Raw genomic sequence first — 23,830 nt, 5'->3', positions numbered from 1 at the left:
CGTCGGATTGAAGGTTGAGATGCCAGTCTCATTGCCAGGCAACGCAACCACAGTTGCGACCGAAAGAATCAGAACTGGAGCCCTCGATTCCAGAACTCGAATACGTCGCCAGGGCCGATGCAGCCAAGAGAAAAGACATTGCGCTTGGTTGAAGAGAACCGAATCCCGGCATCGACCCGCAACAGATCGGCGAATCCAGGTCCCGGACGCCCGACAAAAAAGCCCAAAGGCGAGGCGACTGCATCAGCATTCGCCTCGCCTTGCTTCCAGAAAGAGGATTCGTCGCCAGTCAAGCAATCAAAGATCGGCGACTTATCCGATCTCGTCGATCAGACCAACTTACGGACGACCAGCGATGCCGGCGCAGTCGGCGGCGTTGCCGAAGGCCAGGCCGTTGCCGTCCGAACCGGTCAGGAAGGCTTCAGCGATGGCCGTGTTCCACGCGGCGGGCAGCTTCGTGAAGTTGTGGCTCGTGATGTAGCTGTCGTAGGTGCCGTCGTTGAAGTTCTGCAGGAAGTTCTTCACAGCAGCGCCACGGGTGCCCGTGCCGAAACCGCCGGCATAGCACTGGCCGAGCAGCAGTTGGGTGGTGCCCCAGATCGGATAGGCACCGGACGGGATCGAGTAGGCGGGGACCCAGTTGCTCACCGTCTGACGAGCCGCGCCCGACGGAGGCGCCGGCAGAGCGGCGGCGATGGAGGCAGGCGTCGGCAGGAAGCCGTCGATGCGCGCCACCACGCTGTTGCTGCTGCCCGTGTAAAGCGGCTCGGGGCTCAGGTAGCCGAGGCGGTGATTGGTGCCCAGCGCGGTTCCCACGGCCGAGCTGCCAGCAACGCCGAGCCACGCGTCGGGAATGCCGTCGCCGTTGGCGTCTTGTGCGGCGGTCAGCGTCGGCAGGGCCGTCGCCACCACGTTCTTGAACACGCTCGAAACGGTGAACGACTTGCCAGCCGGCAGGAACGGACCGCAAGCCGCGTTCAGGAAGCGCGAGAGCAGTTCGGTCGTGCCGCTGCCGGCGGCTTCGTTGCGATACACCACCTGGATCGGATTGGTGGTGCCGGCAGCACCGTCGTCCGCGGCGGTGGTGACCTGGTTCCAGGTACGCGCGGCGGGGCTGAACGAGAAGATGCGGCAGACTTCGGCCGTGCTCAGGTTCAGGGTCGAAACGGTGGTGGCGGGCGTGCCGTTGTTTTCCTTGTAGGGAAGCAGCACGGGGGTGGCCACGGCCGGAACCTGGATGATCGGGCCCCAGGTGGCGCCGGTCGTGTAGGTGGCGAGGTCGGCTGCGCTGAGCGCGGAGTCGCTGCCGGCGTAGTTGAAGCCACCGGTGGAGGTCAGGAAGCCCACCTTGCCGGTGCCGCTGCTGCTCGAGGTATAGGTCCAGGTACCCAGGACCGGACCACCGCTGATGATGGAGTTGTACATCACGGCCGGCAGCGAAGCGCCACCACCGGTCACGGTCTGTGCCGAAGCGGCACCGGCCGCCATTGCCACTGCGGCCACCGCAGTCAGCGCCACAAGTTTGAAGTTCACGGATTTCATGTCGTTGCTCCTAAGCAAACAGAAAAATTGAAAAACCAAATCGAACGGATAAAACTTCTCGCGTCATTCGCCAACGACCAGGGCAACCGATCCAGGGGATCCGCGCATTGGTCTCTTGGCGACAAATGAATTCTGAAAAGAGACGGTGACGCGGCATTGAAGAAAGTCCGGAACACGGGCGAGGAAGCACCCCGGTGCCGCGATGGCCGGACCGGACACGGATCGCGAAAGATCGGCGCGCCGACCGGCGATGCGAGCGCTCGGGGCACGCGCAAGCCGTTGATTTCCCGTGCGATTCCGTCCCGAACAACACCTTCGTATCTTCTTGACGCGCGGCTCGCGATGGGCCCATCGCCATCGCCGCGAGAGCGGTGCTCCCGAACATCCGCGAAGCGCACCCGAGTTCGGTCCGATGCGGTGCGATATCGGCGATCGCGCTTGCATGAATGGAGGGGCCGGAAGCAATTTCGACCTCGCAATGCAGCGCCGATCGATTCGAAGGAATCCTCGAATCGAAGCTCACTGCACCATCTGATTGATCTCCATGATCGGCAGCAGCACCGCCAGCACGATCAGCATCACCACGCCGCCCATGCCGAGGATCATCAGCGGCTCGAGCAAGGCGGTCAGACGCGTGGCGCGGCGCTCGAGATCGCGCGAGAGATTGGCCGCGGCGCGATCGAGCATCGGCGCCAGCGCGCCGGTCTTCTCGCCGCTGGCGACCAGGTGGATCAGGTTCGAAGGGAAGACCTTCTGCACCTTGAGCGCGGCGGCGAGCGGTGCCCCTTCCCGCACGCGCGCGGTGGTGTCGGCCGCGCAGGCCTTGAGCCGCTCGTTGCCCATCGTCTGGCGCGCGGCATCGAGCGAGCGCAGCAACGGCACGCCCGCATCCATCAGGATGGCCAAGGTGGAAGCGAAGCGGGCCGTGTTCACGCCCAGCACATACTTGCCGAGCATGGGGGTGCGCAGCAGCAGGTCATGCCAGCGCAGCCGGAACGCATCGTCGCGCAGGCTCCAGCGGAAGAATCCTACCGCGCCCCCCACCGCGAGGCCGGTGAGCACACCCCATTCGCGCACGAAGGCGCTGGCGCCCAGCATCACCTGCGTGAGCATGGGCAGTTCCTGCCGCGCCTGCGAGAAGGCACTGACCACCTGCGGCACCACGTAGCCAAGCAGGAAGATCACGATGCACACCGACACGAAAGCCACCACCGCCGGATAGATGAAGGCCGTGAGCATCTTGCTCTGCAGGTTGTCGCGGCTCTCGAGATAGTCCGCGAGCCGCTCCATCACGCGCGCCAGGTCGCCCGAATCCTCGCCGGCACTCACCAGCGCGCGGTAGATCGCGGGAAAGTCGCGCGGCCGCTCGCCCAGCGCATCGGCCAGCCGCATGCCGCCGCGCACGTGGTTGCAGACGACGGTCAGTGACTCGGCCACCACCTTGTGTTCCGCCTGCTCGATGGTGGCCATCAAGGCCGATTCCAGCGGCAGGCGCGCGCTCAGCAGGCTCGCGAGTTCGCGCGTGGCCCAGCAGAGATCGGCCGCGCCGAGTTTCGGGCTGAACCAGGATTGGCCGCTGCCGGACCTCGTCTCCCGGACCTCGAGCGCGGTCAGGCCGCGGTCGCGCAACTGGAGCCGGACCGCGCGCACGGACTCGGCCTCCATCGCGCCCGATTGAACCTGGCCGGCCTGGTTGGCGGCCTCGAACTGGAAGCGCGGCATCGCCCTGCCCTAGCCGTCTTCGCGCGTGACGCGCAGGATCTCGTCGGCGGTGCTGACGCCCGCCGCCACCCAGCGCTGGCCGTCCTCGCGCATGGTGCGCATGCCGCTGCGGCGCGCGAGCTCGCGCATCGCATGCTCGTTGCCACCGTCGTGGATGATCCGGCGCACCTCGTCGTCGATGACGAACAGCTCGTGGATGCCCGTGCGTCCCTTGAAGCCCGATTGATTGCAGTGGGCGCAGCCCACGGGAACCCAGCGCACGCTGCCGTCGGGCTGCACCTCGGCGCGCTTGCACTGCGGGCACAGGCAGCGGATGAGCCGCTGCGCCAGCACGCCCAGCAGCGACGAGGACAGCAGGAAGGGCTCGATGCCCATGTCGGTCAGGCGCGTGACCGCGGAAATCGCATCGTTGGTATGCAGCGAGGCCAGCACGCCGTGCCCGGTGAGGGAGGACTGCACGGCGATCTGCGCAGTCTCCAGGTCGCGGATCTCGCCAATCATGATGTTGTCGGGGTCCTGACGCAGCGCGGCACGCAATGCCGCCCCGAAGGTCATGCCGATCTTGCTGTGCACCGGGATCTGGTTGACGCCCGGCAGGTCGTATTCGACCGGGTCCTCCACCGAGAGGATGTTGCTCACGCTCTTGTCGAGCTGGCCCAGTGCCGCGTAGAGCGTGGTGGTCTTGCCGCTGCCGGTCGGGCCGGTCACGAGCACGATGCCATGCGGCTGGCGGATCAGCTTCGTCAGCGTCTCGAGCGTGTCCTGTGCGAGGCCCAGCCGCTGCAGTTGCAAGCGGCCTGCATCCTTCTCCAGCAACCGCAGGACCGCGCGTTCGCCGTGCACGGTCGGCACGGTGGAGACCCGCACGTCGATCGGCCGGCCGCCGACGCGCAGGGTGATGCGGCCGTCCTGCGGGATGCGCTTCTCCGCGATGTCGAGCTGCGACATGATCTTGATGCGCGAGATCAGCGCGGCATGCAGCTCCTTGCGCGGCGAGACCACGTCGCGCAAGGTGCCGTCGACGCGGTAGCGCACCACGGAATGCGTCTCGAAGGCCTCGAAATGCACGTCGCTCGCGCCGTCGCGCGCCGCCTGCGCCAGCAGCGCGTTGATCATCCGGATCACCGGCGCATCGTCCTGCGCATCGAGCAGGTCGGTGACGGCGGGCATGGACTGCATGAGTCGCTCGAGATCGACTTCCGACTCGGCCGCGCCCACCACGGCCGCGGCGCTGCCCGTCTCGGCATAGCCCGCGGACAGCAGGGCGTCGATCTCCTCGTCCGGGACCTCGCGCCGCGCCTCGATGGCCGTCTGCCGCTGCGCCTCGGCCAGCGCCCATCCCGGCGTGCGAACGCTGAAGACGATCTCCGCCAGGTCGCCCTGGCGGCACGCGACGATGCGCTGCGCCCGGGCCCAGGTGTGCGGCAGCAGCGGCATGGGTTGCGGCACGGCGCTCATCGACATCTCCTCATGGCGCCACCACGATCTCCGGCCGGTAGCCGAGTTCGCGCAGCACGCCGGTGGCGGTATCGACCGAGCGCGCGTCGCGCGGCAGGTCCACGCGCACCGCGTAGCCGATGCCGCCGGGGCCGACGACGATGTAGGCCGGCAGGCCGCTGATGCGCACCCGCCGGGCGATCTGCACCGCGTCGTCCTGCCTCGGCATGTCGGCGATCTGCAGCACGCTCTTGTTGCTCTCGGAGTTGGCGTAGAGCACGGACGGGTCGCTGGTCACGCCGACGTTCGACGGCAACTGGGAGCGCATCTCGGGCTCGTTCGACTCGCCTTGCGCGGGGCGCTGGCGGACTTCGCTGCTGCTCTGCGTGGCGGGTGGGGGCTGCTCCCGGGTCTTGTCCCACTGCTCGGGGCGAAGGTCCAGCTTGGGCGACCGCCCGGCCACCGGCAGGTCGCTCGGCGGCAGGATCGAGGCCGCCATGTCGGGCAGCACCAGGTGCTTGCCGGGCTGCACCCGGCTCTGCTGGGTGCGCATGAAGTTGTAGCGGTCCTGGGTCAGGCCGCGCCCGGCGTTGGCGTCGCGGATCACATAGGGCCGCAGGAAGATCATCAGGTTGGTCTTCGCGCGCTGCCGCTTGTCGTAGCGGAACAGGTTGCCCAGGACCGGAATGCCGCCGATGCCCGGCACCGACTCTACCGTGGTGTTGACGCTGTCCTCGAGCAGGCCGCCCAGCACCATGATCTGGCCGTCGTCGAGCAGCACGCTGGTGTCCAACGCCCGTTTGTTGGTGACCACGCCCGCGATGCCGGAGTTCTGGTCGTCGATGCTCGAGACTTCCTGGTAGATGTCGAGCTTGACGGTGCCGCCCTCGGAGATCTGCGGCCGGATCTTGAGCTGCAGCCCGATGTCCTCGCGCGTCACGGTCTGGAACGGGTTGTCCGAGCCGCCGCCGCCGGGCGTGATGTACTGGCCGCTGACGAAGGGCACGGTCTTGCCGACGATGATCGAGGCCGCCTCGTTGTCGAGCGTCATGATGTTCGGCGTCGAGAGGATGTTGACGCCGCCCTTGGTCTGCAAGGCGCGCGCGAGCAGGTTGAGGTTGAGGATCTCGGCCCCGCCGGGCAGCTTCACGGTGCCGTCGACGATGCCCAGGCTGATGCCCTGTGGCAGCCGGTCGATGGTGTTGGTCGCGCTGTTGTTCAGCGCCGCGCCGCCACCCAGGTTGGTGCCGCCGAGGAAGCGGCCGTTGTTGCGCATCCACTGGATGCCGAGTTGCGCCGCATCCTGTTCGGTCACCTCCACGATCAGGCTCTCGACCAGCACCTGGGCGCGCCGCTGGTCCAGCGAATCGATGACGCGCCGGATGCTGCGGTACATGGGTTCGGGCGCGGCGATGATGAGTGCGTTGGTGGTGGCATCGGCCTGCACGGTTACGCCGTTGGTCGAGAAGGCGGTGCCCGTGGTGCCGCCGCCTGCGGCACCCTGCTGCGACCCGCCGGCGGCGCCACCGCCGGCCGCGCCGAAGCGGGTGCTGCCGCCGCTGCGGCTCCCACTGCCGCCGGTGCCGCCGGTACCGCCATTGGTCCCGGACCCGCTGGCGCCCGTGCGGTTCGCCGCGTCCGTGCCGCCCCCGGCACCGCCCACCATGCCGCCCGCGCCGAGCGTGGCGCGCACGTTGTCGCCGCCGCTGCCCAATGCCGTGCCGCCCGAATCGCCGGTGAGCAGCCCGCGCAGGACGCCCGAGAGATAGCTCGCGCGCGCATTGCGCAGGTACACCACGTGGAGGTTGCCCGGGTCGTCCTGCGCGTTGTCGAGCTTGGCGACCAGGTCGCGTGCGAGCGAGGTGCGCGCGGGGCTGCTCGAGCGGATGATCACGCTGTTGGAGCGCGGGTCGGCCAGCACCACGATGTCGCGCTTGCCATCGCCGCTGCCGCCCTGCAGCAGTTCGTTGGCCAGCGCCGCGATGTCCACGGCCACGCCGTTTCGGACCTTGACCACGTCGGTGTCGAGCGAGGTCGGCGTGTCGATGCTCTCGACGATGCGCGCGATGCGCTCCAGGTTGTCGACGTAGTCGGTGATGACCAGCGTGTTGTTCGCCGCATAGGCGGTGATGCTGTTCTCGGGCGCGATCATCGGCTTGAGCACCGGGATCAGCGCCTCGGCGTTCTCGTAGGCCAGCCTGAAGGTGCGGGTCGCGATGCCGCCGCCGGGCGCGCTCGCGTTGACGGCGCCGCCCTGCAGCTTGGCGTCGGCGACCGGCACCACACGGCTCACCTTGCCCACGTCCACGATGGTGAAGCCCCGCATGCGCAAGGCCGAGCTCAGCATGTCGTAGGCGGTGGCGGCCGGGATCTCGCCATCGGAGACCAGGGTGATCTGGCCCTTGACGCGCGGGTCCATGAGGAAATTGCGGCCCAGGAACTTCGACAGGGCCGAGATCACGGACTGGATGTCCGCGTCCACGAAGTTCATCGTCGCCTTGTCGTCGCTACCGCCGGCGACGCCGCGCGCGGGCATGACGGGAACGGGTGCGCGCCGGTCGGAACCTGCAGGCCGCGCGGCGCGTCCGGCACCAGCGGAGGGGACCGGCGCAACAGGCCTGGCCGATACCGGCGGCGGCGCGGGCGATGCCGGCACCGCGCTGGCGGCAGCGGTGCTTGCGGCACTCGGAACATAGGTGCCCTCGCGGAACAACGATTCGTCGGACGCGGTCGTGGCGCATCCCGTCAATGCCACCGAACACGCCAGGCAGCACACCAGCGTGCAGCGCCCCCCGATCCGCCACGCGTGGGCATGCATCATGATCCCTTCCCCGATTGCTGTTGGGGGATCAGCGTCGCCTGGACGCCGAACCCGTTTCCATCGTCCGCCGGCCCCTTGCCGTCGGATCGCTGCAGCGTGACCTGCTGCACCTTCAGTCCCAGGGGCGCCGGCGCGCCGAGCAGCCAGTCGATCGCGCGCGACGAATTGCCGCCCGTGAACGCCAGCCGCAGGGTCGCATCGGCCTCCCGCAATTCGTAGGCACCGGCCAGACCGGCCGCCTCCAGGCTGGCGCGCACGCGTTCGGCCGGACCCAGCGACGAGTCGCCAGGCACCGCATTCGCGTTCGTGTCGGCCAGCACCTCCTTCAGCGCCACGGCCTGGGAGCGCAGCTTGGGCAATGCCTCGTCCCAATGCGCGAGCGTGTCGAGCGCGGGCTTCGTGAACGCGAGCCAGCAGAGCGCCGCCAGCACGACGGCCACCATCGCGCCGACCTGCAGGCGCTCGCGCGGCGAAAGTCCATGCCAGATGCTCTGCACACGCGCCAAGAGCGGCTGCGCCAGGATCCGGGGTCGTTCGAACCATGAACGCCATATCGCCCGTCCCGCGGTCCAACGCGCGCTCATCTCGTGGCCCCTGCCGCGCTGGCGGCACGCGGCGTGGGGCCCGCGCCTTTCTCGACCGCACCCGCCTCGATGCGCAGGCCACCCGGTTCGGCCGATACCGCGAGGCCATGCTGCAGCGCCCTGTCCTGCAGCGACTTCAGCTCGTCCGTGCTCGGTGCGGCGCCGTCGCGCCATCGAAGTTCGAGCCGGTCGTCGCGAAACTCCAGGCGCTGCACCTGGCCCTGCGCCTGCGTCAGCAGGCCGGTCGAGGCCCGCATCAGCGCGGCGAAGCTTCCCGCCTCGGTACCGCCCGTGGCCGCGCCAGCGCGTCGCGCATCGCGCAGCTGGCGTGCCTGCTGCAGCGGGTTGAGGATCACCGGCACTTCGGGATAGGCCGCCTTGACCTGGGCCGCCATCTGCCGCGTCAGCATCTGTCCCTGCGCGGCGATCCGCGAGGCGTAGAGGTTGAGTCCGACGAGCCAGACAGCGAGGGCGGCCACGGTCCAGCCGGCGAGCGGAAGCAGCCAGGGGCGTCGATGACCAGCCTGCGCCGCATGGCCCACGGGCAATGACCAGCTCCATCCACTGCCGCCCATCGACTGCGCAGCTTCCACGGGCGTATCGGCCGCCAGCAGGTGCAGTGGCCGCGCTTCGGGAAGATGCGGCTTCAGTCTCGCCTCGATCTGCGCAGCGTCGATGCGGCCCTGCGGGATCGGGCAGGCGATGCCCTCCCCCGCGCCGGTGCGCGCGATCGCCCAGTCGCCGACGACCGTTGCCGCCACTGCGCCATCGGGGCCGTCCTCGGGGCCTGGCAGGAACGCTGGAGGAGGAAGCACCGCATCCACGTCCACGCCATGGGACTTCAGTACCTGCACGAGCGCCGAGAGGGCGCGCCCGCTCATCCAGGCCACCGGCACCCGCCCCTCGTCGTTGCGCGCACCGAAGCCCACCGCGAGATCGCTCGCCGGGCCCAGCGCCAGCAACTCGACGGCCCCGAGCACCGCGATGCGCTGGCGCCTGATCGCGAGCGGCGGCAGCTCGACCTGCGCCATCGAGACATCGGCCGGATGCAGGCAGGCTTCGACTTGCCTGGGCTGGAAGCGGCGGGCCACCGCCGGCAGGCCGTCGAGCAACTCGACCTCCCAGGCGTCCGCGCCCGATCGCCAGGCGCATCGCAAGGGCGAGGACTCGAGGTCCCGCGCGCGCGGCAGCATCAGCCGAAGGGTGTCGACGCGCCTCATTTCATGCCCCTTCCCTCAGCCACACCACGCGTGGGAGGGTCTCCTTGTCGTCGTGCACCAGGGCCTGCATCAGCAGCGTGGTGCGCGGCACCCGCAGCGCGCTCGACACACGAAACCAATAGCTCGAAATGCCCACGCGCAGGCGGCGGCCGGCGAACTCCGGCATCTGAAGCCTGTTCGCGAAATCCGCGCGGTTGATGAACCACTGGCCCTCGTCGCGCGTGCGCACCAGGGCACGGGCACGATCGAGCGTCAGGCCGGGAACCCAGGCCGCCAGCACCTCGGCCGAGGCCGTGTTGATGTTGATCCAGGTGCGTTGCGGCAGCACCGTGACGTAGGGCTTCAGGCGGGCAACGGTGTCGGCGTTCAACCCCGGCGTGCCGAGCAGGTCCTCGAGCACGCGCAGGCGCGGCGCCTGCTCCCGCACGGGCAGGCTCTCGATACCGAGCCGTTGCGCGAGGCTTTCCGCCGCGGCCGCCTCCTCCGGCGCCGGACTTGTGGGCGGCGCCGCTTCGACCAGGCTGAAGATCACGCGCCGGGCCACGCGGCCCGCCTGGTCCGGCGACACGCCAGCCAGCGCGCACAGCCGCAGAAACGCCGTGTTCTCGGCGATGTCGATCCGGCCGGCATCCATGAGATTGCGCAGGTTGAACTTGGCCTGCTCGTCGGCGATCTCGGTGAGCACCAGGGCCGGCGCGCCTTCGAGTTCCCCGAGGTCCTCCCCCTTCACCGGGCGGTTCCAGAGGCCGTCGGGGCGCGTGGCGGGATCGCGCTGGGCCTCCCTGCGCAGCACCTGCTGCGCGCGGGAGATCTCGCTGCGAAGCAGCCAGGCCGCCTGCGCGCGGGTCTGTTCCGTCTGCGCGGCCCTTATGACCGAGCTCTGCCTTCCGAGCAAGGCCGCGGCGAGCACCGCGATCACGGCCACCACCAGCAGCACGCTGACGACGGCCATTCCTTGCGCGGGATGGCGCCGCTCGGCGCGCAAAGGTCTTCGCGCACCCGAAGGGCGCATCACGGGAGCCCGCATGACCGTGCCTAGAGCTGCCAGGAGCCGATGTCCGCGTTGGCCTTCTCTCCGCCGGGTTCCCCGTCCGCCCCGAGCGAGAACACGTCGATCTCGCCGTTGGTACCGGGGTTGAGGTACTGGTACGGCTTGCCCCAGGGGTCGTTCGGAAGCCGCTCGAGGTAGTTGCGCCAGTTCGACGGGATCTTGCCGGCGGTGGGCTTCTCCACCAGCGCGCGCAGCCCCTGACTGGCGGCCGGGTACTCGCCGTTGTCGAGCCGATAGAGCTTGAGCGCCTGCATGATCGAGCCGACGTCCTGCCGGGCCGCCGTGGCTCGCGCCTGGTCGGGGCGCGCCATCAGGTTGGGCACGATCAACGCGGCCAGCACGCCCATGATGACCAGCACCACCATGAGCTCGATCAGCGTGAACGCCTGCTGCTGCCACGGCCTCGGGTGCTTCTGTGCGAGGTTCCCTGAAGCCATGTTGCGCTCTCCAAAATCAGTGCCGGGTAAGGCTGGAAATGATCGCAAGCCTGCGTGTCAGCTTGATGGTGCAAGTTCGGGAGGATTTGCATCGGTGGCCGCCGCCTGGCTGCGTTCCCGGGGATCGCCCACGCAATGTTCCCGAGCATCGATCACGAATCTGTCATCTGCCGAAAGCCGCGCGGATCGTCCGCGCGGTCCGCCTCAGCCGTTCAAGGTTCGCTCGTCGCGTTCTCGCGTTGCCCGCTCGCGCGGACTCGCCGACGGCAGCGTCGGCATATCGTCCCGATGGGCCATCAGGGCGTGCAGCAGCCCGCGGTTGATCTTGAATTCTTCCGTGTCCGTGCTCAGCAAGGCGTCGCTGGTCAGGCAGCGGTGCACGATGTCGATCACGCGTGGATGCGCGCTCGCGATGTTGATGTCGTGGGCAAAGGCGTGAAGCTCGGGCAGCGGCTCCGAACGCAGCATGTAGCCCACGAACCAGCGCCACAGCATGTTGTAGCGCAGCCCTTCGCACACGCCCTTCGGATCGGCCAGCGAGTAGGCGATCTGCAGCAGCCACGCGCGCGTGATCATGCGTGCATCCATGCCGCTTCGGCACTGCAGCGAGATCTCGTTCATCAGCACGCCTTCGTAGGCCAGGATGCTGTCGATCACTTCCTTCAGCGCGACGAGCGGATGGTCCTCGGGAACGAAGGACTTCAGGTAGTCGACTTCCATCCACAGGGGGTGCGACACGATCCAGACCCAGGGCACGCCATAGCGGTCGATGGGAACCGGATTCCTCCTGGCGATCTCCACGTGTCTGGAAAGCTCCTTGTCCAGTGTCTGCATCGAGACGCTCTTGACCGAGTCAAGCGCGTCGTTGGATCTGGGTTTGTCTTTCTTCATTCATGTCCTCCATCCGCCTCGCCCATGGATGCGCTACGCGCCGCGCGCGCTCCGACCACGGCACAGGCCACAACCTTCTAGACGAGTTTCAGCCGGCAAACCCGCAGCCGAAGTCCCGAATGACTTTCGTTCCGTCGCGTTCGCGTGTCGCGGGGGGGTTACACGCGTCGCAACGATGCCGCGTCCTCGGGCAAGGCATCGCGGTGCAATGCGAAAGTTCGCGCTTGCCTGTTCAAGGTCGTCGAACGATGCCCGGTGGCCCGCGCTCGGGCAGCGTCGGCGCGGCGAAGCGGGACAGGACGCCGTCATGGCTGATGGTGACCGCGTCGGATGCGATCGACGAGAGCACCACGTTTCGCAACAGCGTCTCTCCCGCGACGAAAGCCTTGGGCGGCGCGCCGTTGACCGCGAGCACGGCCACCGCGCGGTCCTGCCGGTACATGAGGCCGATCACGCTGACATTGACGCGCACCTGGCCGGGGCCGAGCCAGGTCGCGACGGCCTGGGCGGCGGGATCCGCCGGAAGCACCGCGGCGGCTTTCTCGACCGGTGCGGTGGCGGGACGCAGCTGCTGCAGCCTGTTGCCCCAGAAGCCGGCGATCGCGACGACCGCGGCCAGTCCCGCGGCGTGCATCGCGCGCGCCGGCGGTACCGTGCTCGGCCATTTCCATCGTGTGTGCATCCCGCTGCTCCCTTGCGAATTCGTGTGCCGGAAGACCACGTGCCGCGCGTCTCCGGAAAGAGAGCCAGTGATAACAGAGGCATGTTGGAGATTCATGTCAACGCCACATTCGATGCCTAGGATGGCGCGCTCACCGCAGAGGAGTTGCCGTCTTCCACCACGGCGGATCGCCCCATGAGTACTTCCTTCCGCCAACGCGGCCTCTCGCTGATCGAGGTGATGATCGTGATGGTCATCATCGGCATCGCGACGGCCGCGATTTCGCTCAGTGCGGCGCCCGATCCGGCCGAACCGCTGAAGATCGACGCGCGCGAACTCGCGTTGCGCCTGAGCACGGCGCAGCACGAGGTGCGCGCCGACGGACGGGTGGTGGCCTGGGAGGCGCGCGGCGACGGCTATCAGTTCGTGCGCGGCACCTGGACGAACGCGCCCGGCAGCGTCGTTCCCATGGTCTCGACCGCTGGCGAGCTCGATCGCTTCGCGCGCGACGAAGCACTGCGTCCTCGCAGATGGCGCGCGGGCACGGTCGAGGTCACGCCCGCATCGCCGTTGCTGCTGACCTCCGAATGGGTCGGCGCCCCGCTCTTGCTCAAGCTGCGCAGCGGTGCCTATACGGCGACCATCGTCCGCGACGCAACGGGCGCGTTCCGGGTGCAATGAGGCGTGGCCATGCGTCGCGATGAACCCGGCTTCACGCTGATCGAGGTGCTGATCGCGCTCGCCATCATCAGCATCGCGCTCGCGGCCTTCGTGCGGCTCACGAGCCAGACCGCCACCAACCTCGGCGAGGTCGAGCGGCGATCGCTCGCGATGCTCTCGGCGCAGAACAGCCTGGCCGAGCTGCAGATCAGCTCGCTTCCTTCGGCCGGGCTGCGGCAGGTGGCATGCCCGCAGGCCGGCAAGCCTTTCGTCTGCCGCGTGCGGATCGGGCCGCCGCTCGGCGATGGCACGCGCGCCGTCTCGGTCGAGGTCTATCCCGGCATCGACAGCGATCGACGGCTGGCCAGCCTGCAGTCCAGCCTGCCGGAGCGGCGGCGATGAAAAGAAGCAAGCACCCCGCACCGCGGGATGCCGTCTCGGGCTTCACCCTGATCGAAGTCATGATCGCGATCGTGATCATGGCGGTGCTGAGCCTGATCGCCTGGCGCGGCCTCGACAGCATGAGCCGCGCCAACGTGCAGCTGCAGGAGCGCAGCGAGGACACCGCGCAGCTGATGCGCACGCTGCAGCAGCTCCAGCGCGACCTCGCGTGGCGCACCACGATCGAGCTGCCGGCTTCCGGCATGGAGGCGCAGGCACAGGACGGCGCCCCGTCGACGGGGGGCGGCAGGCAGCAGGCGGCGGTCCGGCTGCTGCCGCCGGGCATGGAGGCGCGCCGCCCGGACCCGGGATCGCTGCTGATCGAGTTCGTGCGCGCGGCTCCGGCGGCTCCCGGACGCTGGCAGCGTGTGCAGTGGTGGCTTCAAGCGGGAACGCTGTACCGCGCCGTGGGCGCGGCCGTCGCGGCGTACCCGCTTCCCGTGCCCGAGGCCGCGGACCGCGTCGCGGTGCTCCAGGGGCTGGTCTCGTTCGAGCTGCGGGCCTGGGAGCCCGAGCAGGGTTGGCGAGCGCTGCCCGCGGCGGTGCAGGCACGTTCGCCGGCTTCCGGCCTCGAGATCGTGCTGGGCGCGCGGCGCAATGGCGGACCGGTGCTGCACTACCGGCAGGTGGTCGCGTTCGATTGAGTCCGCTTCGAGGCCGCGGGCTCGGCGCTTCGCCGCCCAGCCGTGCGGCGCGCTCGACAGCGCCAGCACCGCCGCGCGCTCGTGAGAGGACGCCCCCCGCTGGCTACGATAGCGCGATGGACCTCAGGCAACTCCGCTATTTCGTCGCGCTCGCGACCCAGCAGCATTACGGCAAGGCGGCGGGCATCCTGCACGTGACGCAGCCGGCGCTGAGCCGGCAGATCCGTCTGCTCGAGGAGGAACTGGGCGTCCAGCTGTTCGAGCGCCACGCGCGCGGCGCGGCGCCGACCGACGAAGCGCGGCTGCTGCTCGAGCGGGCGCTGTTCCTGCTGCGCTACGTCGACCAGATCAAGTCCGACCTGCTGGCCCGGCAGCGGGAGCCTCGCGGGCCGGTCGCCATCGGGCTCTCGCCCGGTCTCGCGCAGCAGCTCACGGTGCTGCTGACCAAGGCGGTGCTCCAGTACCTGCCCGAAGTCAGGCTGCGCTTCATCGAGGGCTTCGCGCCGTCGCTGCAGACCATGCTGGCGCAGGGCGAGGTCGACATCGCGCTGCTGATCGAGCCCATCGAGCGATCGAACCTGAGCACCCTGCCGCTGCTGAAGGAACAGATCTGCCTGATCGGCCTGCCCGACGACCCCCGGCTGCGCAAGCCGAAGATCCGGATGCGCGACCTGGCCGGCGTGCCGCTGATCATGACCGGGCTCGTGAAGTCGGGCGTGCGGCTCGAGCTCGAGGCGGCCGCCGCGCGCGCCAAGCTCGAGCTGCATCGCGTGGTCGAGGTCGAGACCGCCGAGGTGGCGCGCCGGCTCGTGCTCGACGGCGTCGGGCTCACGGCCCATTTCGCGGCGGCGGTCCAGGAAGACCTGGCGGCGTCGCGGCTGCGCGCCGTGCCCATCGACGGCCTGTTCCTGCACCGCGTGCTCGCGCGCGCCTCGGACCGTCCCGCGTCGCGCGCCACCGAAGGCGTGATGGGCGTGCTGCGCACGGTGATCGAGCGGCACGTGCGCGAAGGCCACTGGCCGAACGCGCAGCTGTCCTGAGCAGGCCGCGCCGGGCCATGCCGCTTCGTTATGGGGGCGGTCAGAAAATTCACTTGGACCTGCGCCGCGCGCGTCCCTAATCTTGCGCCGTCCGCTGCCGCCACCGCCCACCGGGTGGCGCGCCGGACTTCACAAGAACGGAGACAAGCAGATGGCATGTGATCGAAGAACATTCCTCGGGGCGGCCGCGGCCGCCACCTTCGCGCCGGCGCTGGTGCGGGCGCAAGAGCCGCTTCGCATCGTGGTTCCCTTCTCGGCGGGCAGCGGCACGGACGTGACGGCACGCGTGCTGGGCGACGCGATCGTCAAGAGCAGCGGGCGCACCGTCATCGTCGACAACAAGCCCGGCGCGGGCACGGTGCTCGGCTCGGTCGACGTGGCGCGTTCGCGCCCCGACGGCAACACCGTGCTCTACACCACGGGCGGCTACACCACCAGCGCGGTGCTGATCAAGAAGCTGCCCTTCGACCCGGTCGCGGACCTGCTGCCCATCACGCGGCTGGCGCTGTCCTCGGGCTTCGCGCTGCTGGTCGGCGAGAAGTCGCCATACCGCTCGCTCGCGGAATTCGTGGCGGCCGCCAAGGCCAGGCCGGGCCAGCTGAGCTTCGGCTCCTCGGGCGTGGGCAACACCACGCACGTGATGGGCGTGTTCTTCGGCAAGGGCGTGGGCGTGGACCTGCTGCACGTGCCGTTCAAGGGCTCGCCGACCAACGACCTGCTGGCGGGCACGGTCGACTGCGCCTTCCTCGCGCCGTCGACCGCGGGCTCGCAGATCCGCGCGGGCCGCCTGCGCGCGCTGGGGATCTCGGGCGGCCGGCGCTCGGCGCTGCTGCCCGAGGTCGCGACCTTCGCCGAGCAGGGCTTCACGGTCGAGGACATCCCGGCCTGGTCGGGCCTCTTCGGTCCCGGAAAGATGGCGCCCGACGCGGTGCATGCGCTGCACGACACCGTCGTCAAGGCGGCACGCACGCCCGCGCTGATCGCCTACATGCGCGACAACGGCGACGAGCCCGACCTGATGCCGCCCGAGCCGTTCAGGGCCTACGTCACGGCCGAGATCGGGCGCTACCGCCGGTTGCTGCCGCCGCTCGACATCCAGATCGGCTAGGAGCAGCCATGCCCGAATTCATCGACCTCGGCGACGTCCGCACCGCCTTCGAGGTGGCGGGGGAAGGACCGCCGCTGCTGATGCTGCATGGCGCCGAAGGCAGCCGCCGGCAGTTCGCGCGCATCCTGCCGGCGCTGAGCGACCGCTACACCGTGATCAGTTACGACCAGCGCGACTGCGGCGACACGGTCGGCCCCGAGCGGGCACCGACGCTGATCGATCTCGCCGACGATGCGATGCGACTGCTCGAGGCCCTCGGGCACGCGAGCGCCTTCGTGTTCGGCACCTCGTTCGGCGGCCGGGTCGCGCAGGCCTTCGCGGTGCGCCATGCAAAGGCCGTGCGCCGGCTCGTGCTGGCCAGCACCTGGCCCCTGCCCGTCTCGCTCGCGCAGGCCAACGCCGAGGTGGCGCGCGAAATCGCCGTGCTGCGCGCGCAATTGCCCGCGAGCGCCGGGCAGCTCGCGGCGCTGTTCTTTCCCGCGCCCTTCCTGGCCGAGCATCCAGCCTTCAGGGCGCATTTCGCCGCGGCACCGGCGCGCTCCGCGCGGTCCGATCGCCGGGCCGCCGTGGTCGGCGATAGGCCCGCACTCGCACTGTCGGACATCGATCGGCCCACGCTGCTCGTCGCGGGCGAGCTCGATCACGTGGTGCCGGCAGCGCTCACGTTCTCGCTGGCGCAGCACATCCGCGACACGCGCTCGGTGCTGCTGCCCGGCGTGGGCCACCTGGGCACGGCCCAGGCACCCGAGGCGCTCGCATTGCATCTGCGCGAGTTCCTGGCGTGAACCCCGTTTCCTTTTCCGTTCCCCTGTTCCGCGTCGCTGGGCGCATGGAGTCTTCGTTCGATGATTGATGTACCGGTCCTCGTCGTCGGTGGTGGTCCCGTGGGCCTCACCGCATCCCTGTATCTGTCGCTGTTCGGCATCGAGTCGCTGCTGGTCGAGCGCCATCCGGGCACCGCGATCCTTCCCAAGGCGCGGGCCCTCAATGCCCGCACCATGGAGATGTACCGCCAGATCGATCTGGAGGACGCGATCCGCGCCGTCGCCATGCCCGATCGCTTCGGCGGCACCATCCTCTGGTCCGAAAGCCTGGCCGGCCGCGAGATCAAGCGGCTGCATCCCGGGCGCGGATCGGCGGCCAACCAGGCCTTGTCGATCGCCGGCAACTGCGGCTGCTCGCAGGACATCCTCGAGCCGGTGCTGCGCCAGCGGGCCGAGACGGCAGGCGCCGGCAGGCTTCGCTTCGGCACCGCGTTGCGCGAACTGAATTGCGACGCCGACGGCGTGACCGCCACCATCGAGGATGCCGAGGGCCGCGGCGAACAGGTGCGCGCGCGCTACCTGATCGCCGCCGACGGCTCGCAGAGCCGCATCCGGCAGCAGCTCGGGATCGGCCGGCGCGGCGAAGCCGATGTCTACGACAGCATCAACATCCACCTGCGTGCCGACCTGACACCGTGGATCGCGGAGCGCCCGGCGGCGCTGTATCTGATCGAGCAGCCGGAATTGCGCGGCACCTTCCTGACGATCAACGGCAGCGACCGCTGGGGCTTCCTGGTCACCTCGCTGTCGCACTACGGCTTCACGCCCGAGCAGTTCACGCCCGCGTTCAGCACCGAGATCGTGCGCCGCGCGGTGGGTGTAGCCGACCTCGCCGTCGAGGTCCTCGGCGTCAGCGCCTGGAAGGCCTCGGCGATGGTGGCCGAGCGCTACCGCGCGGGGCCGGTGTTCCTGGCCGGCGATGCCGCGCACGAGATGCCGCCGACCGGCGGCTTCGGCCTCAACACCGGCGTGCAGGATGCGCAGAACCTCGCATGGAAGCTGGCCGCCGTGCTGCGCGGCGAGGCCGGCGACGCGCTGCTCGACAGCTACGATGCCGAGCGCCGCCCGGTCGGCGAGGCCGTCACCCACACCAGCCTGCTGAACGCGCTGTCGATGGGGCGCACGGCGCGGCAGACCGAGGCCGTGCTGCCGCGCAAGGAGTTCCTCAACGAGATCGGCCTGGTGTTCGGCGCGCGCTACGCATCGCGCGCGGTCGTGTCGCAGGAAGAGCCCGCGCCGGTCGCGGACGCGATCGAGGCCTATGTGCCGAGCGCCGCGCCCGGCTGCCGCGCGCCCCATGTCGCGCTGCGCAAGGGTTCGCAAAAGCTCTCGACCACCGACCTGCTGGGCCGCGGCTTCGTGCTGCTCACCGCGCCCGCGGGCTCGGCCTGGCGGGCCGCCGCGGATCGGCTCGAAGGGCCTCGCGTCGCCAACGCCGTGATCGGCGACGAGATTCGCGAGGAGGACGGTGGCGACTGGCTCGCGGCCTATGGCCTGCGCGAAGACGGCGCGGTCCTCGTGCGGCCCGACGGCCATGTGGCCTGGCGCTCGCCATCGGGCGCCGACGACCCGAAGGCCGCGCTGCGGGAGGTGATGAACGCCATCCTGTGCCGAAGCGCGGCGGCGCGCTGGAGCGCCGCATGAGCATGGAAGTCAGCGCCATCCATCACTTCACGGTCGGCTGCGCGGTCGAGGACCTGCCCGCGCTGCTCGACTTCTACGTGGGCACGCTGGGGCTGAAGGAGGGGCATCGTCCCGCGCTGCGTCATCCGGGCTACTGGCTGTATGCCGACGGGCACGCGATCGTGCATCTCAACGCGCTGCGGACGGTGTCGCCGCCGCGGGAGTGCGGCCCCTTCGATCACGTGGCCCTGAAGGCGCGCGGCCTCGAAGCCACGCGGCAGGCGCTGCGCGCGGCGAAGGTGCCCTTCAGCGAAACGCCGCTGACCGGGACCTCGCTGCACCAGGTCTTCCTCAGCGATCCGCTCGGGCTCAAGGTCGAGTTGAATTTCGACCTGGATCTCGAGGCCGGGTAGCGGGCGCCGCCGTCTTCGGCGGCCCTGGTCGACGGCGCGTCAATGCGCGATGCCGAGCGCCGCGGCCGCTTGCCTGGCGACCTCGAGCGTGCCGCCGGGTTCGTCGCCGTCCTCGATCATCCAGGCCGACGACAGGCCGGCCCAGGCGAGCACCCATTGCAGTAGGCGCTCGCGGTCGATGTCCGCGGCCTTGGCCACGATGGCCAGGCGCCGCTCGAAACGGCCCGGCGCGAGCGCGGTCGCGTCGTCGGGGTTGCAGAAGATGTTCGCGACATCGAAGCCGCGCTCGCCGACCAGCCCCTTGGGATCGATCGCGAGCCAGCCGTCGGCGCCGAAGTCGAGCACGTTGCCATGGTGGATGTCGCCATGCAGCACGCTGGCCTCGCGCGGCGCGGCCAGCAACGCCCGCGCGGTGCGCGCCGATGCACCGAGCACGCCCGCGTGGCCGGCGTCCTCCGCGCACAGCGAGGCGAACCAGCGCGTCAGCGGGACCAGCGGCGGCAGCGGCTTGTCGCGCGGGGCATGCAGGCGCGTGGCGACCTCGCAGAGGATGCGCGTCGCCTCGTCGTCCTGCCCGCCCCTGGCCATCCGCGCCAGCGACGCCGTGCCCTCGGCGCGCGCCATCAGCAGCGCTTCGCCGGCCTGCGCCAGCACGGCCGCCGCGCCCTGCCCGTCCCACCAGGCCATCAGCGCCGCACCGGCCATCTCCTCGGGCTGGTGCGAGAGCTTGAGCATGGCCGGCAGGCCGCGCGCGCGGACCGGCAGCAGATGGCCGCTCAACGAGGAGAAGGGTTCGCCGTCGGGGACCAGGTCCCAGCGCTGCAGGTAGGGTTCGAACATGGGCTCAGCCCTCAGGCAACTCCAGGTCATGCACGATCTGCCCCGCCCCCATCGTGTTCACCGCCTCGGCCGGCACCTCCATCAGCACGCGGCTGCGCTCGCCCGTGAAATGGATGGTGATGTACTGCACCGGCCGCTTGCGCCGGTCGTGCAGCAGGCGCACCAGCCGCACCAGCGGCGCGCCGAGGTCCACGCGCAGAAGGCCGGCGAGCACGGGGTCGGCCGCGACGGCGGTCACCTCCTGGATCACGCGGCCGAACTTGATGCCCTCGGCCATCAGGATCTCGAACAGCGCGCGCTTCTGCAACTCGGAGGCGGTCACGTGCCGGCCGACTTCCTGCGGCACCCAGGCATCGGTGACCATCATCGGCGTGCCATGCGCCGAGCGCAGGCGCACCGCGTGAACGGCGACGGCGCCCGCCTCCAGCTGCAGCTGCTGCGCCACCGTCGGCGGCGCGAGGGCCGTCTCGACCTTGAGCACGGTCACCTCGGTCTCGCGTGCCTGCCGGCCCAGCGACTCGATCAGGCCGAACGAAGGCTGCGGCCGCTGCGCGCGCGGCACGGCGCGCACGAAGGTGCCGCGGCCCGGCCGCTTCTCGACCAGGCCCAGGTGTTCCAGGTCCGACACCGCGCGCCGCACGGTGATGCGCGAGACGTCGAACTGGGCGCACAGCGCGTCCTCGGCCGGAATCAGCTCGCCCACGCCATAGGCGCCCTGGGCGATCTGGTCGCGCAGCACCATGAAGAGCTGCCGGTGCAGCGCGGTGCCGGGTTCGCGGCGCAGTTGGGAAGGGTTCGGTGTGTCCATGGAGAGCAGTGCTTCGGCGGCGCGGGCCGCCCGCGCGTTCGCGCCGATTGTGCCCGCCCATTCAGGCATACCCTAACAACGTTGAAAGGTTATAGCATTATGATGTCATCACTAAATCACTTCGACGCCTCGCTCCATGACCACCGCCCACGACCTGCGCCAGCTGCTTTCCCGCCCCGAACTCGTCGTCGCCCCCGGCGCCTATGACGGCATGACCGCGAAGATGGTCGAGGCGGCCGGCTTCGCCTGCGTCTACATGACCGGCGCCGGCGCCTCGGCGGCGCGCGGCTTTCCCGACTACGGCCTGCTGTCGATGAACGAGATGGCCGAGGCGGCGGGCGTGCTGGCGCGCTCGGTCGGGGTGCCGGTCATCGCAGATGCCGACACCGGCTACGGCAACGAGCTCAACGTGACGCGCACTGTGCGCGAGTACGAGATGCGCGGCGTGGCCGGGCTGCACATCGAGGACCAGGTCGCGCCCAAGCGCTGCGGCCACCTCGACGGCAAGGAGGTGATTCCGCGCGACCAGTTCGTCGCCAAGATCCGCGCTGCCCTCGCGGCCCGGCGCGACCCGGCCTTCCTGGTGATCGCGCGCACCGATGCGCGCGCGATGCTCGGGCTCGACGAGGCGGTCGAGCGCGCACGCGAGGCGCTGGCCGCCGGTGCCGACATGGTGTTCGTCGAGGCCGCGCAGTCGATGGAGGAACTGGCCTCGATCCCGCGGCGCGTCGAGGGACCGTGCCTGCTCAACATCGTGCGCGGCGGCAAGACGCCCGACCTGGACCTGGCGACGGCGCAGGAGATGGGCTATCGCCTCGCGATCCTGCCGAGCCTGCTGATCGGCGCCGCGGCCTCGGCCTGCGAACAGGCGCTGTCGGCCCTGCGCAGCACGGGCCAGCCGCCGAGTTCGGCCCATGCGCCGGGCGTGGCCGAGCGCTTCCGGCGCCTGGGCGCCGCGGAGTGGGATGCGCTGCGCACGCGCTTCCAGGCGGCGGAATGACCGCCATGACGACCTCCTCCACCGCCGCGCCGCGCACGCTGTTCGACAAGGTCTGGGACGCGCACGTGGTCCAGCCCCTGCCCGACGGCTGGGACCTGCTGCACATCGACCGCCACCTGCTGCACGACCTCTCGGGCACCGCCGGCCTGCGCGAGCTGGCCGAGCGCGGTCTACCGGTGCGCAACCCCGAGCTGGCCTTCGCCACGCCCGACCATGCCGTCTCGAGCGCGCCGGGTCGCACCGGCCAGAGCTTCGCGGGCGGCGTGCATCTGTACCAGGGACTCAAGCTGCTGACGCGCGGCGCGGGCATCCGCCTGTTCGACCTGGGGCAGCCCGGCCAGGGCATCGTGCATGTGATGGGGCCGGAACTCGGCATCGTGCAGCCCGGCATGACACTGATCTGCGGCGACAGCCACACCTGCACCAACGGTGCCCTCGGGGCGATCGCCTTCGGTGTGGGTTCGTCCGAGGTCACGCATGCGCTCGCGAGCCAGACGCTGGTGCTGCGCCGCCCGCGCACGCTGCGCGTGCACTTCGACGGCCTGCCGGGTGCGGGCGTGGGCGCCAAGGACCTCGCGCTCGCGATGATCGCGCGGCTCGGTGCCAGCGCGGGCACGGGCTTCGCGGTCGAGTACGCCGGCGAGGCCGTGCGCGCGATGGAGATCGAGCAGCGCATGACGCTGTGCAATCTCTCGATCGAGCTGGGCGCGCGCATCGGCATGATGGCGCCCGACGCGAAGACCGAGGCCTATCTGCGCGGCCGCGACTTCGCGCCGCCCGAGGACCGGTTCGCCGAAGCGACTGCGTACTGGCGCGGCCTTCCGAGCGATCCCGGCGCGGTCTATGCACGCGAGGCGCGGATCGACGCGAGCGCCGTGGCGCCCACGCTGACCTGGGGCACGAGCCCGGAGCATGCGATCGCGATCGACGCGCGCATTCCCGATCCCGCCGATGCTGCCGACGCCTCGCAGCGCCAGGCCTGGCAGGGCGCGCTCGACTACATGGGGCTCGCGGCCGGCGCGCCGCTACAGGGCCAGCGCGTGGACCGCGTGTTCATCGGCTCGTGCACCAACTCCCGGCTCTCGGACCTGCGCGAGGCCGCGGCCCTGCTGCGCGGCCGGCGCGTGGCCTCGCATGTGCGGGCCTGGGTGGTGCCGGGCTCGGAGAACGTCAAGCGCGCGGCCGAGCGCGAAGGCCTGGACCGGCTGTTCCGCGAGGCCGGCTTCGAATGGCGCGAGCCGGGCTGCAGCATGTGCGTGGCCGCGAACGGCGAGCAGGCGGCGCCGGGCGAGCGCGTGGTCTCGACCTCGAACCGCAACTTCGTCGGCCGCCAGGGCCCGGGCGCGCGCACCCACCTCGCCAGCCCGGCCAGCGCCGTCGCGGCCGCGCTGTCCGGCGCCATCGCCGATCCACGGAGCCTCTGAGCATGCAGCCCTTCACCCTCCTGCGCGGCGCCGCGGCGCCGCTGGCCATCGACAACGTCGACACCGACCTGATCGTGCGCATCGAGCGCCTCACCAGCCTCGCGCGCGGCGAGCTCGGCCCGTGGGCCTTCGAGGCACTGCGCTTTCGCGCCGACGGCAGCGAAGACCCGGACTTCGTGCTCAACCAGCCGCGCTGGCGCGAGGCACCGATCCTGGTGGCCGGCCGCAACTTCGGCTGCGGATCGTCGCGCGAGGGCGCCGTGTGGGCGCTGCTGGCGCGCGGCATCCGCTGCGTGATCGCCGAGAGCTTCGGCGACATCTTCCACGCCAACTGCTTCCAGAACGGCGTGCTGCCGATCCGCCTCGCGCCGGCCGAACTCGCACGTGCCCATGCGGCCTGCAGCGCCGACGGCCCGTGGCAGGTCGACCTGCGCACGCAGCGCATCGCGCTGCCCGATGGCGGCGAGCTGCCCTTCGAGGTCGATCCGCTGCGCCGCGAAGCCCTGCTCGAAGGGCTGGACGACATCGGCCGCACGCTGAAGCTGCGCGGCGCCGTCGATGCCTGGCAGGCGCGCGACCGCGCGGCCCGCCCCTGGGCCTGGCCGGCGGCTGCCGTGCCGCAATCCTGATCACCGGAGA

At 70.2% G+C, this 23,830-nt stretch carries 24 protein-coding genes; 11 read left to right on the top strand and 13 right to left on the bottom strand.

Going from position 1 to position 23,830, the window contains the following annotated elements; all coding sequences use genetic code 11:
* Positions 1-68: 68 nt before the first annotated feature.
* From BM109_RS40795 to BM109_RS20025, 11 genes are all read right to left on the bottom strand, one after another.
* On the bottom strand, positions 69-293 hold the full coding sequence (locus tag BM109_RS40795) for a hypothetical protein (RefSeq protein ID WP_143129206.1): 225 nt from the start codon (positions 291-293) through the stop codon (positions 69-71).
* Between the two features lie 46 nt (positions 294-339).
* The gene (locus BM109_RS20070) at positions 340-1,533 is read right to left on the bottom strand and encodes a type 2 periplasmic-binding domain-containing protein (RefSeq protein WP_177239399.1); all 1,194 of its coding nucleotides are present in this window, start codon (positions 1,531-1,533) and stop codon (positions 340-342) included.
* A 528-nt stretch (positions 1,534-2,061) separates the two neighbouring features.
* Positions 2,062-3,264 (bottom strand): type II secretion system inner membrane protein GspF, encoded by a 1,203-nt coding sequence (gspF, locus tag BM109_RS20065; protein WP_093346012.1) that lies wholly within the window; start codon positions 3,262-3,264, stop codon positions 2,062-2,064.
* A 9-nt stretch (positions 3,265-3,273) separates the two neighbouring features.
* A complete protein-coding gene (gspE, locus tag BM109_RS20060; protein ID WP_218159391.1) occupies positions 3,274-4,722 on the bottom strand; it encodes a type II secretion system ATPase GspE in 1,449 nt (482 codons plus the stop codon).
* Between the two features lie 10 nt (positions 4,723-4,732).
* Positions 4,733-7,192 (bottom strand): type II secretion system secretin GspD, encoded by a 2,460-nt coding sequence (gene gspD, locus BM109_RS20055; RefSeq protein WP_218159390.1) that lies wholly within the window; start codon positions 7,190-7,192, stop codon positions 4,733-4,735.
* 326 nt (positions 7,193-7,518) lie between these two features.
* Positions 7,519-8,106, bottom strand: coding sequence for a type II secretion system protein GspM (gspM, locus tag BM109_RS20050; RefSeq protein ID WP_177239398.1), 588 nt, complete (start codon positions 8,104-8,106; stop codon positions 7,519-7,521).
* Positions 8,103-9,326, bottom strand: a complete 1,224-nt coding sequence (gene gspL, locus BM109_RS20045; RefSeq protein WP_093346004.1) for a type II secretion system protein GspL — start codon at positions 9,324-9,326, stop codon at positions 8,103-8,105. The genes gspM and gspL overlap by 4 nt, the downstream gene beginning before the upstream one ends.
* 1 nt (position 9,327) lies before the next feature.
* Entirely contained in the window at positions 9,328-10,278 is a 951-nt protein-coding gene (gene gspK, locus BM109_RS20040) for a type II secretion system minor pseudopilin GspK (RefSeq protein WP_177239397.1), read from the bottom strand.
* Positions 10,279-10,361: 83 nt separating this feature from the next.
* The gene (gene gspG, locus BM109_RS20035) at positions 10,362-10,814 is read right to left on the bottom strand and encodes a type II secretion system major pseudopilin GspG (RefSeq protein WP_093345998.1); all 453 of its coding nucleotides are present in this window, start codon (positions 10,812-10,814) and stop codon (positions 10,362-10,364) included.
* 204 nt (positions 10,815-11,018) lie between these two features.
* Positions 11,019-11,705: a transposase gene (locus BM109_RS20030; protein ID WP_093345994.1), complete on the bottom strand. Its 687-nt coding sequence runs from the start codon at positions 11,703-11,705 to the stop codon at positions 11,019-11,021.
* A 232-nt stretch (positions 11,706-11,937) separates the two neighbouring features.
* A complete protein-coding gene (locus tag BM109_RS20025; protein ID WP_143129205.1) occupies positions 11,938-12,387 on the bottom strand; it encodes a hypothetical protein in 450 nt (149 codons plus the stop codon).
* A gap of 174 nt (positions 12,388-12,561) precedes the next feature.
* Here BM109_RS20025 and BM109_RS20020 point away from each other — a divergent pair, with 174 nt between their 5' ends.
* The 8 genes from BM109_RS20020 (at position 12,562) to BM109_RS19985 (ending at position 19,119) form a co-directional block, all read left to right on the top strand.
* Positions 12,562-13,047, top strand: coding sequence for a prepilin-type N-terminal cleavage/methylation domain-containing protein (locus BM109_RS20020; RefSeq protein WP_093345989.1), 486 nt, complete (start codon positions 12,562-12,564; stop codon positions 13,045-13,047).
* A gap of 9 nt (positions 13,048-13,056) precedes the next feature.
* A complete protein-coding gene (gene gspI, locus BM109_RS20015) occupies positions 13,057-13,428 on the top strand; it encodes a type II secretion system minor pseudopilin GspI (RefSeq protein WP_093345986.1) in 372 nt (123 codons plus the stop codon).
* On the top strand, positions 13,425-14,111 hold the full coding sequence (locus BM109_RS20010) for a PulJ/GspJ family protein (protein ID WP_093345982.1): 687 nt from the start codon (positions 13,425-13,427) through the stop codon (positions 14,109-14,111). The genes gspI and BM109_RS20010 overlap by 4 nt, the downstream gene beginning before the upstream one ends.
* 116 nt (positions 14,112-14,227) lie before the next feature.
* Positions 14,228-15,151 carry a LysR family transcriptional regulator gene (locus tag BM109_RS20005; RefSeq protein WP_093345979.1) on the top strand — a complete coding sequence of 308 codons (924 nt, stop codon included), beginning with the start codon at positions 14,228-14,230 and terminating at the stop codon, positions 15,149-15,151.
* Positions 15,152-15,302: 151 nt separating this feature from the next.
* Positions 15,303-16,259: a Bug family tripartite tricarboxylate transporter substrate binding protein gene (locus tag BM109_RS20000; protein ID WP_093345976.1), complete on the top strand. Its 957-nt coding sequence runs from the start codon at positions 15,303-15,305 to the stop codon at positions 16,257-16,259.
* Positions 16,260-16,267: 8 nt separating this feature from the next.
* Positions 16,268-17,044 carry an alpha/beta fold hydrolase gene (locus BM109_RS19995; RefSeq protein WP_093345974.1) on the top strand — a complete coding sequence of 259 codons (777 nt, stop codon included), beginning with the start codon at positions 16,268-16,270 and terminating at the stop codon, positions 17,042-17,044.
* 60 nt (positions 17,045-17,104) lie between these two features.
* Complete coding sequence (locus BM109_RS19990) at positions 17,105-18,727, top strand: FAD-dependent monooxygenase (RefSeq protein ID WP_093345971.1); 1,623 nt, start codon at positions 17,105-17,107, stop codon at positions 18,725-18,727.
* A complete protein-coding gene (locus BM109_RS19985) occupies positions 18,724-19,119 on the top strand; it encodes a VOC family protein (RefSeq protein WP_143129204.1) in 396 nt (131 codons plus the stop codon). The genes BM109_RS19990 and BM109_RS19985 overlap by 4 nt, the downstream gene beginning before the upstream one ends.
* 39 nt (positions 19,120-19,158) lie before the next feature.
* On the opposite strand, the gene BM109_RS19980 is transcribed toward BM109_RS19985, so the two are convergent.
* Together BM109_RS19980 and BM109_RS19975 are read right to left on the bottom strand one after the other, a co-directional pair.
* Complete coding sequence (locus tag BM109_RS19980) at positions 19,159-19,959, bottom strand: aminoglycoside phosphotransferase family protein (RefSeq protein WP_093345966.1); 801 nt, start codon at positions 19,957-19,959, stop codon at positions 19,159-19,161.
* 4 nt (positions 19,960-19,963) lie between these two features.
* Entirely contained in the window at positions 19,964-20,767 is an 804-nt protein-coding gene (locus BM109_RS19975; RefSeq protein ID WP_093346201.1) for a GntR family transcriptional regulator, read from the bottom strand.
* Between the two features lie 136 nt (positions 20,768-20,903).
* On the opposite strand from BM109_RS19975, the gene BM109_RS19970 reads away from it, so the two are divergent.
* Genes BM109_RS19970 through leuD form a run of 3 tightly spaced genes read left to right on the top strand, consistent with a single transcriptional unit; the run spans position 20,904 to position 23,820 of the window.
* Positions 20,904-21,767, top strand: a complete 864-nt coding sequence (locus BM109_RS19970) for an isocitrate lyase/PEP mutase family protein (protein ID WP_093345964.1) — start codon at positions 20,904-20,906, stop codon at positions 21,765-21,767.
* Between the two features lie 5 nt (positions 21,768-21,772).
* The gene (locus BM109_RS19965) at positions 21,773-23,191 is read left to right on the top strand and encodes a 3-isopropylmalate dehydratase large subunit (RefSeq protein ID WP_093346199.1); all 1,419 of its coding nucleotides are present in this window, start codon (positions 21,773-21,775) and stop codon (positions 23,189-23,191) included.
* A gap of 2 nt (positions 23,192-23,193) precedes the next feature.
* Positions 23,194-23,820 carry a 3-isopropylmalate dehydratase small subunit gene (leuD, locus tag BM109_RS19960; protein ID WP_093345961.1) on the top strand — a complete coding sequence of 209 codons (627 nt, stop codon included), beginning with the start codon at positions 23,194-23,196 and terminating at the stop codon, positions 23,818-23,820.
* The last annotated feature ends 10 nt before the right edge of the window (positions 23,821-23,830 follow it).

Source organism: Variovorax sp. PDC80, from assembly GCF_900115375.1.
Taxonomy (GTDB): domain Bacteria; phylum Pseudomonadota; class Gammaproteobacteria; order Burkholderiales; family Burkholderiaceae_C; genus Variovorax.
Note: the sequence above shows the minus strand (reverse complement) of the source record. Positions and strands in the feature narration are given on the sequence as shown.

Excerpts from the sequence above, each read along its gene's own strand:
- BM109_RS20000 (WP_093345976.1), top strand. The coding sequence starts at position 15,303 with ATGGCATGTGATCGAAGAACATTCCTCGGGGCGGCCGCGGCCGCCACC.
- BM109_RS19965 (WP_093346199.1), top strand. The coding sequence starts at position 21,773 with ATGACGACCTCCTCCACCGCCGCGCCGCGCACGCTGTTCGACAAGGTC.
- BM109_RS20030 (WP_093345994.1), bottom strand. The coding sequence starts at position 11,705 with ATGAAGAAAGACAAACCCAGATCCAACGACGCGCTTGACTCGGTCAAG.
- gspI (WP_093345986.1), top strand. The coding sequence starts at position 13,057 with ATGCGTCGCGATGAACCCGGCTTCACGCTGATCGAGGTGCTGATCGCG.
- BM109_RS20025 (WP_143129205.1), bottom strand. The coding sequence starts at position 12,387 with ATGCACACACGATGGAAATGGCCGAGCACGGTACCGCCGGCGCGCGCG.
- BM109_RS19970 (WP_093345964.1), top strand. The coding sequence starts at position 20,904 with ATGACCACCGCCCACGACCTGCGCCAGCTGCTTTCCCGCCCCGAACTC.
- BM109_RS20010 (WP_093345982.1), top strand. The coding sequence starts at position 13,425 with ATGAAAAGAAGCAAGCACCCCGCACCGCGGGATGCCGTCTCGGGCTTC.
- BM109_RS20005 (WP_093345979.1), top strand. The coding sequence starts at position 14,228 with ATGGACCTCAGGCAACTCCGCTATTTCGTCGCGCTCGCGACCCAGCAG.
- gspM (WP_177239398.1), bottom strand. The coding sequence starts at position 8,106 with ATGAGCGCGCGTTGGACCGCGGGACGGGCGATATGGCGTTCATGGTTC.
- gspK (WP_177239397.1), bottom strand. The coding sequence starts at position 10,278 with ATGGCCGTCGTCAGCGTGCTGCTGGTGGTGGCCGTGATCGCGGTGCTC.
- gspE (WP_218159391.1), bottom strand. The coding sequence starts at position 4,722 with ATGAGCGCCGTGCCGCAACCCATGCCGCTGCTGCCGCACACCTGGGCC.
- leuD (WP_093345961.1), top strand. The coding sequence starts at position 23,194 with ATGCAGCCCTTCACCCTCCTGCGCGGCGCCGCGGCGCCGCTGGCCATC.
- gspG (WP_093345998.1), bottom strand. The coding sequence starts at position 10,814 with ATGGCTTCAGGGAACCTCGCACAGAAGCACCCGAGGCCGTGGCAGCAG.
- gspF (WP_093346012.1), bottom strand. The coding sequence starts at position 3,264 with ATGCCGCGCTTCCAGTTCGAGGCCGCCAACCAGGCCGGCCAGGTTCAA.
- BM109_RS19990 (WP_093345971.1), top strand. The coding sequence starts at position 17,105 with ATGATTGATGTACCGGTCCTCGTCGTCGGTGGTGGTCCCGTGGGCCTC.
- BM109_RS19975 (WP_093346201.1), bottom strand. The coding sequence starts at position 20,767 with ATGGACACACCGAACCCTTCCCAACTGCGCCGCGAACCCGGCACCGCG.
- BM109_RS19995 (WP_093345974.1), top strand. The coding sequence starts at position 16,268 with ATGCCCGAATTCATCGACCTCGGCGACGTCCGCACCGCCTTCGAGGTG.
- BM109_RS20020 (WP_093345989.1), top strand. The coding sequence starts at position 12,562 with ATGAGTACTTCCTTCCGCCAACGCGGCCTCTCGCTGATCGAGGTGATG.
- gspD (WP_218159390.1), bottom strand. The coding sequence starts at position 7,192 with ATGAACTTCGTGGACGCGGACATCCAGTCCGTGATCTCGGCCCTGTCG.
- BM109_RS19980 (WP_093345966.1), bottom strand. The coding sequence starts at position 19,959 with ATGTTCGAACCCTACCTGCAGCGCTGGGACCTGGTCCCCGACGGCGAA.
- gspL (WP_093346004.1), bottom strand. The coding sequence starts at position 9,326 with ATGAGGCGCGTCGACACCCTTCGGCTGATGCTGCCGCGCGCGCGGGAC.
- BM109_RS19985 (WP_143129204.1), top strand. The coding sequence starts at position 18,724 with ATGAGCATGGAAGTCAGCGCCATCCATCACTTCACGGTCGGCTGCGCG.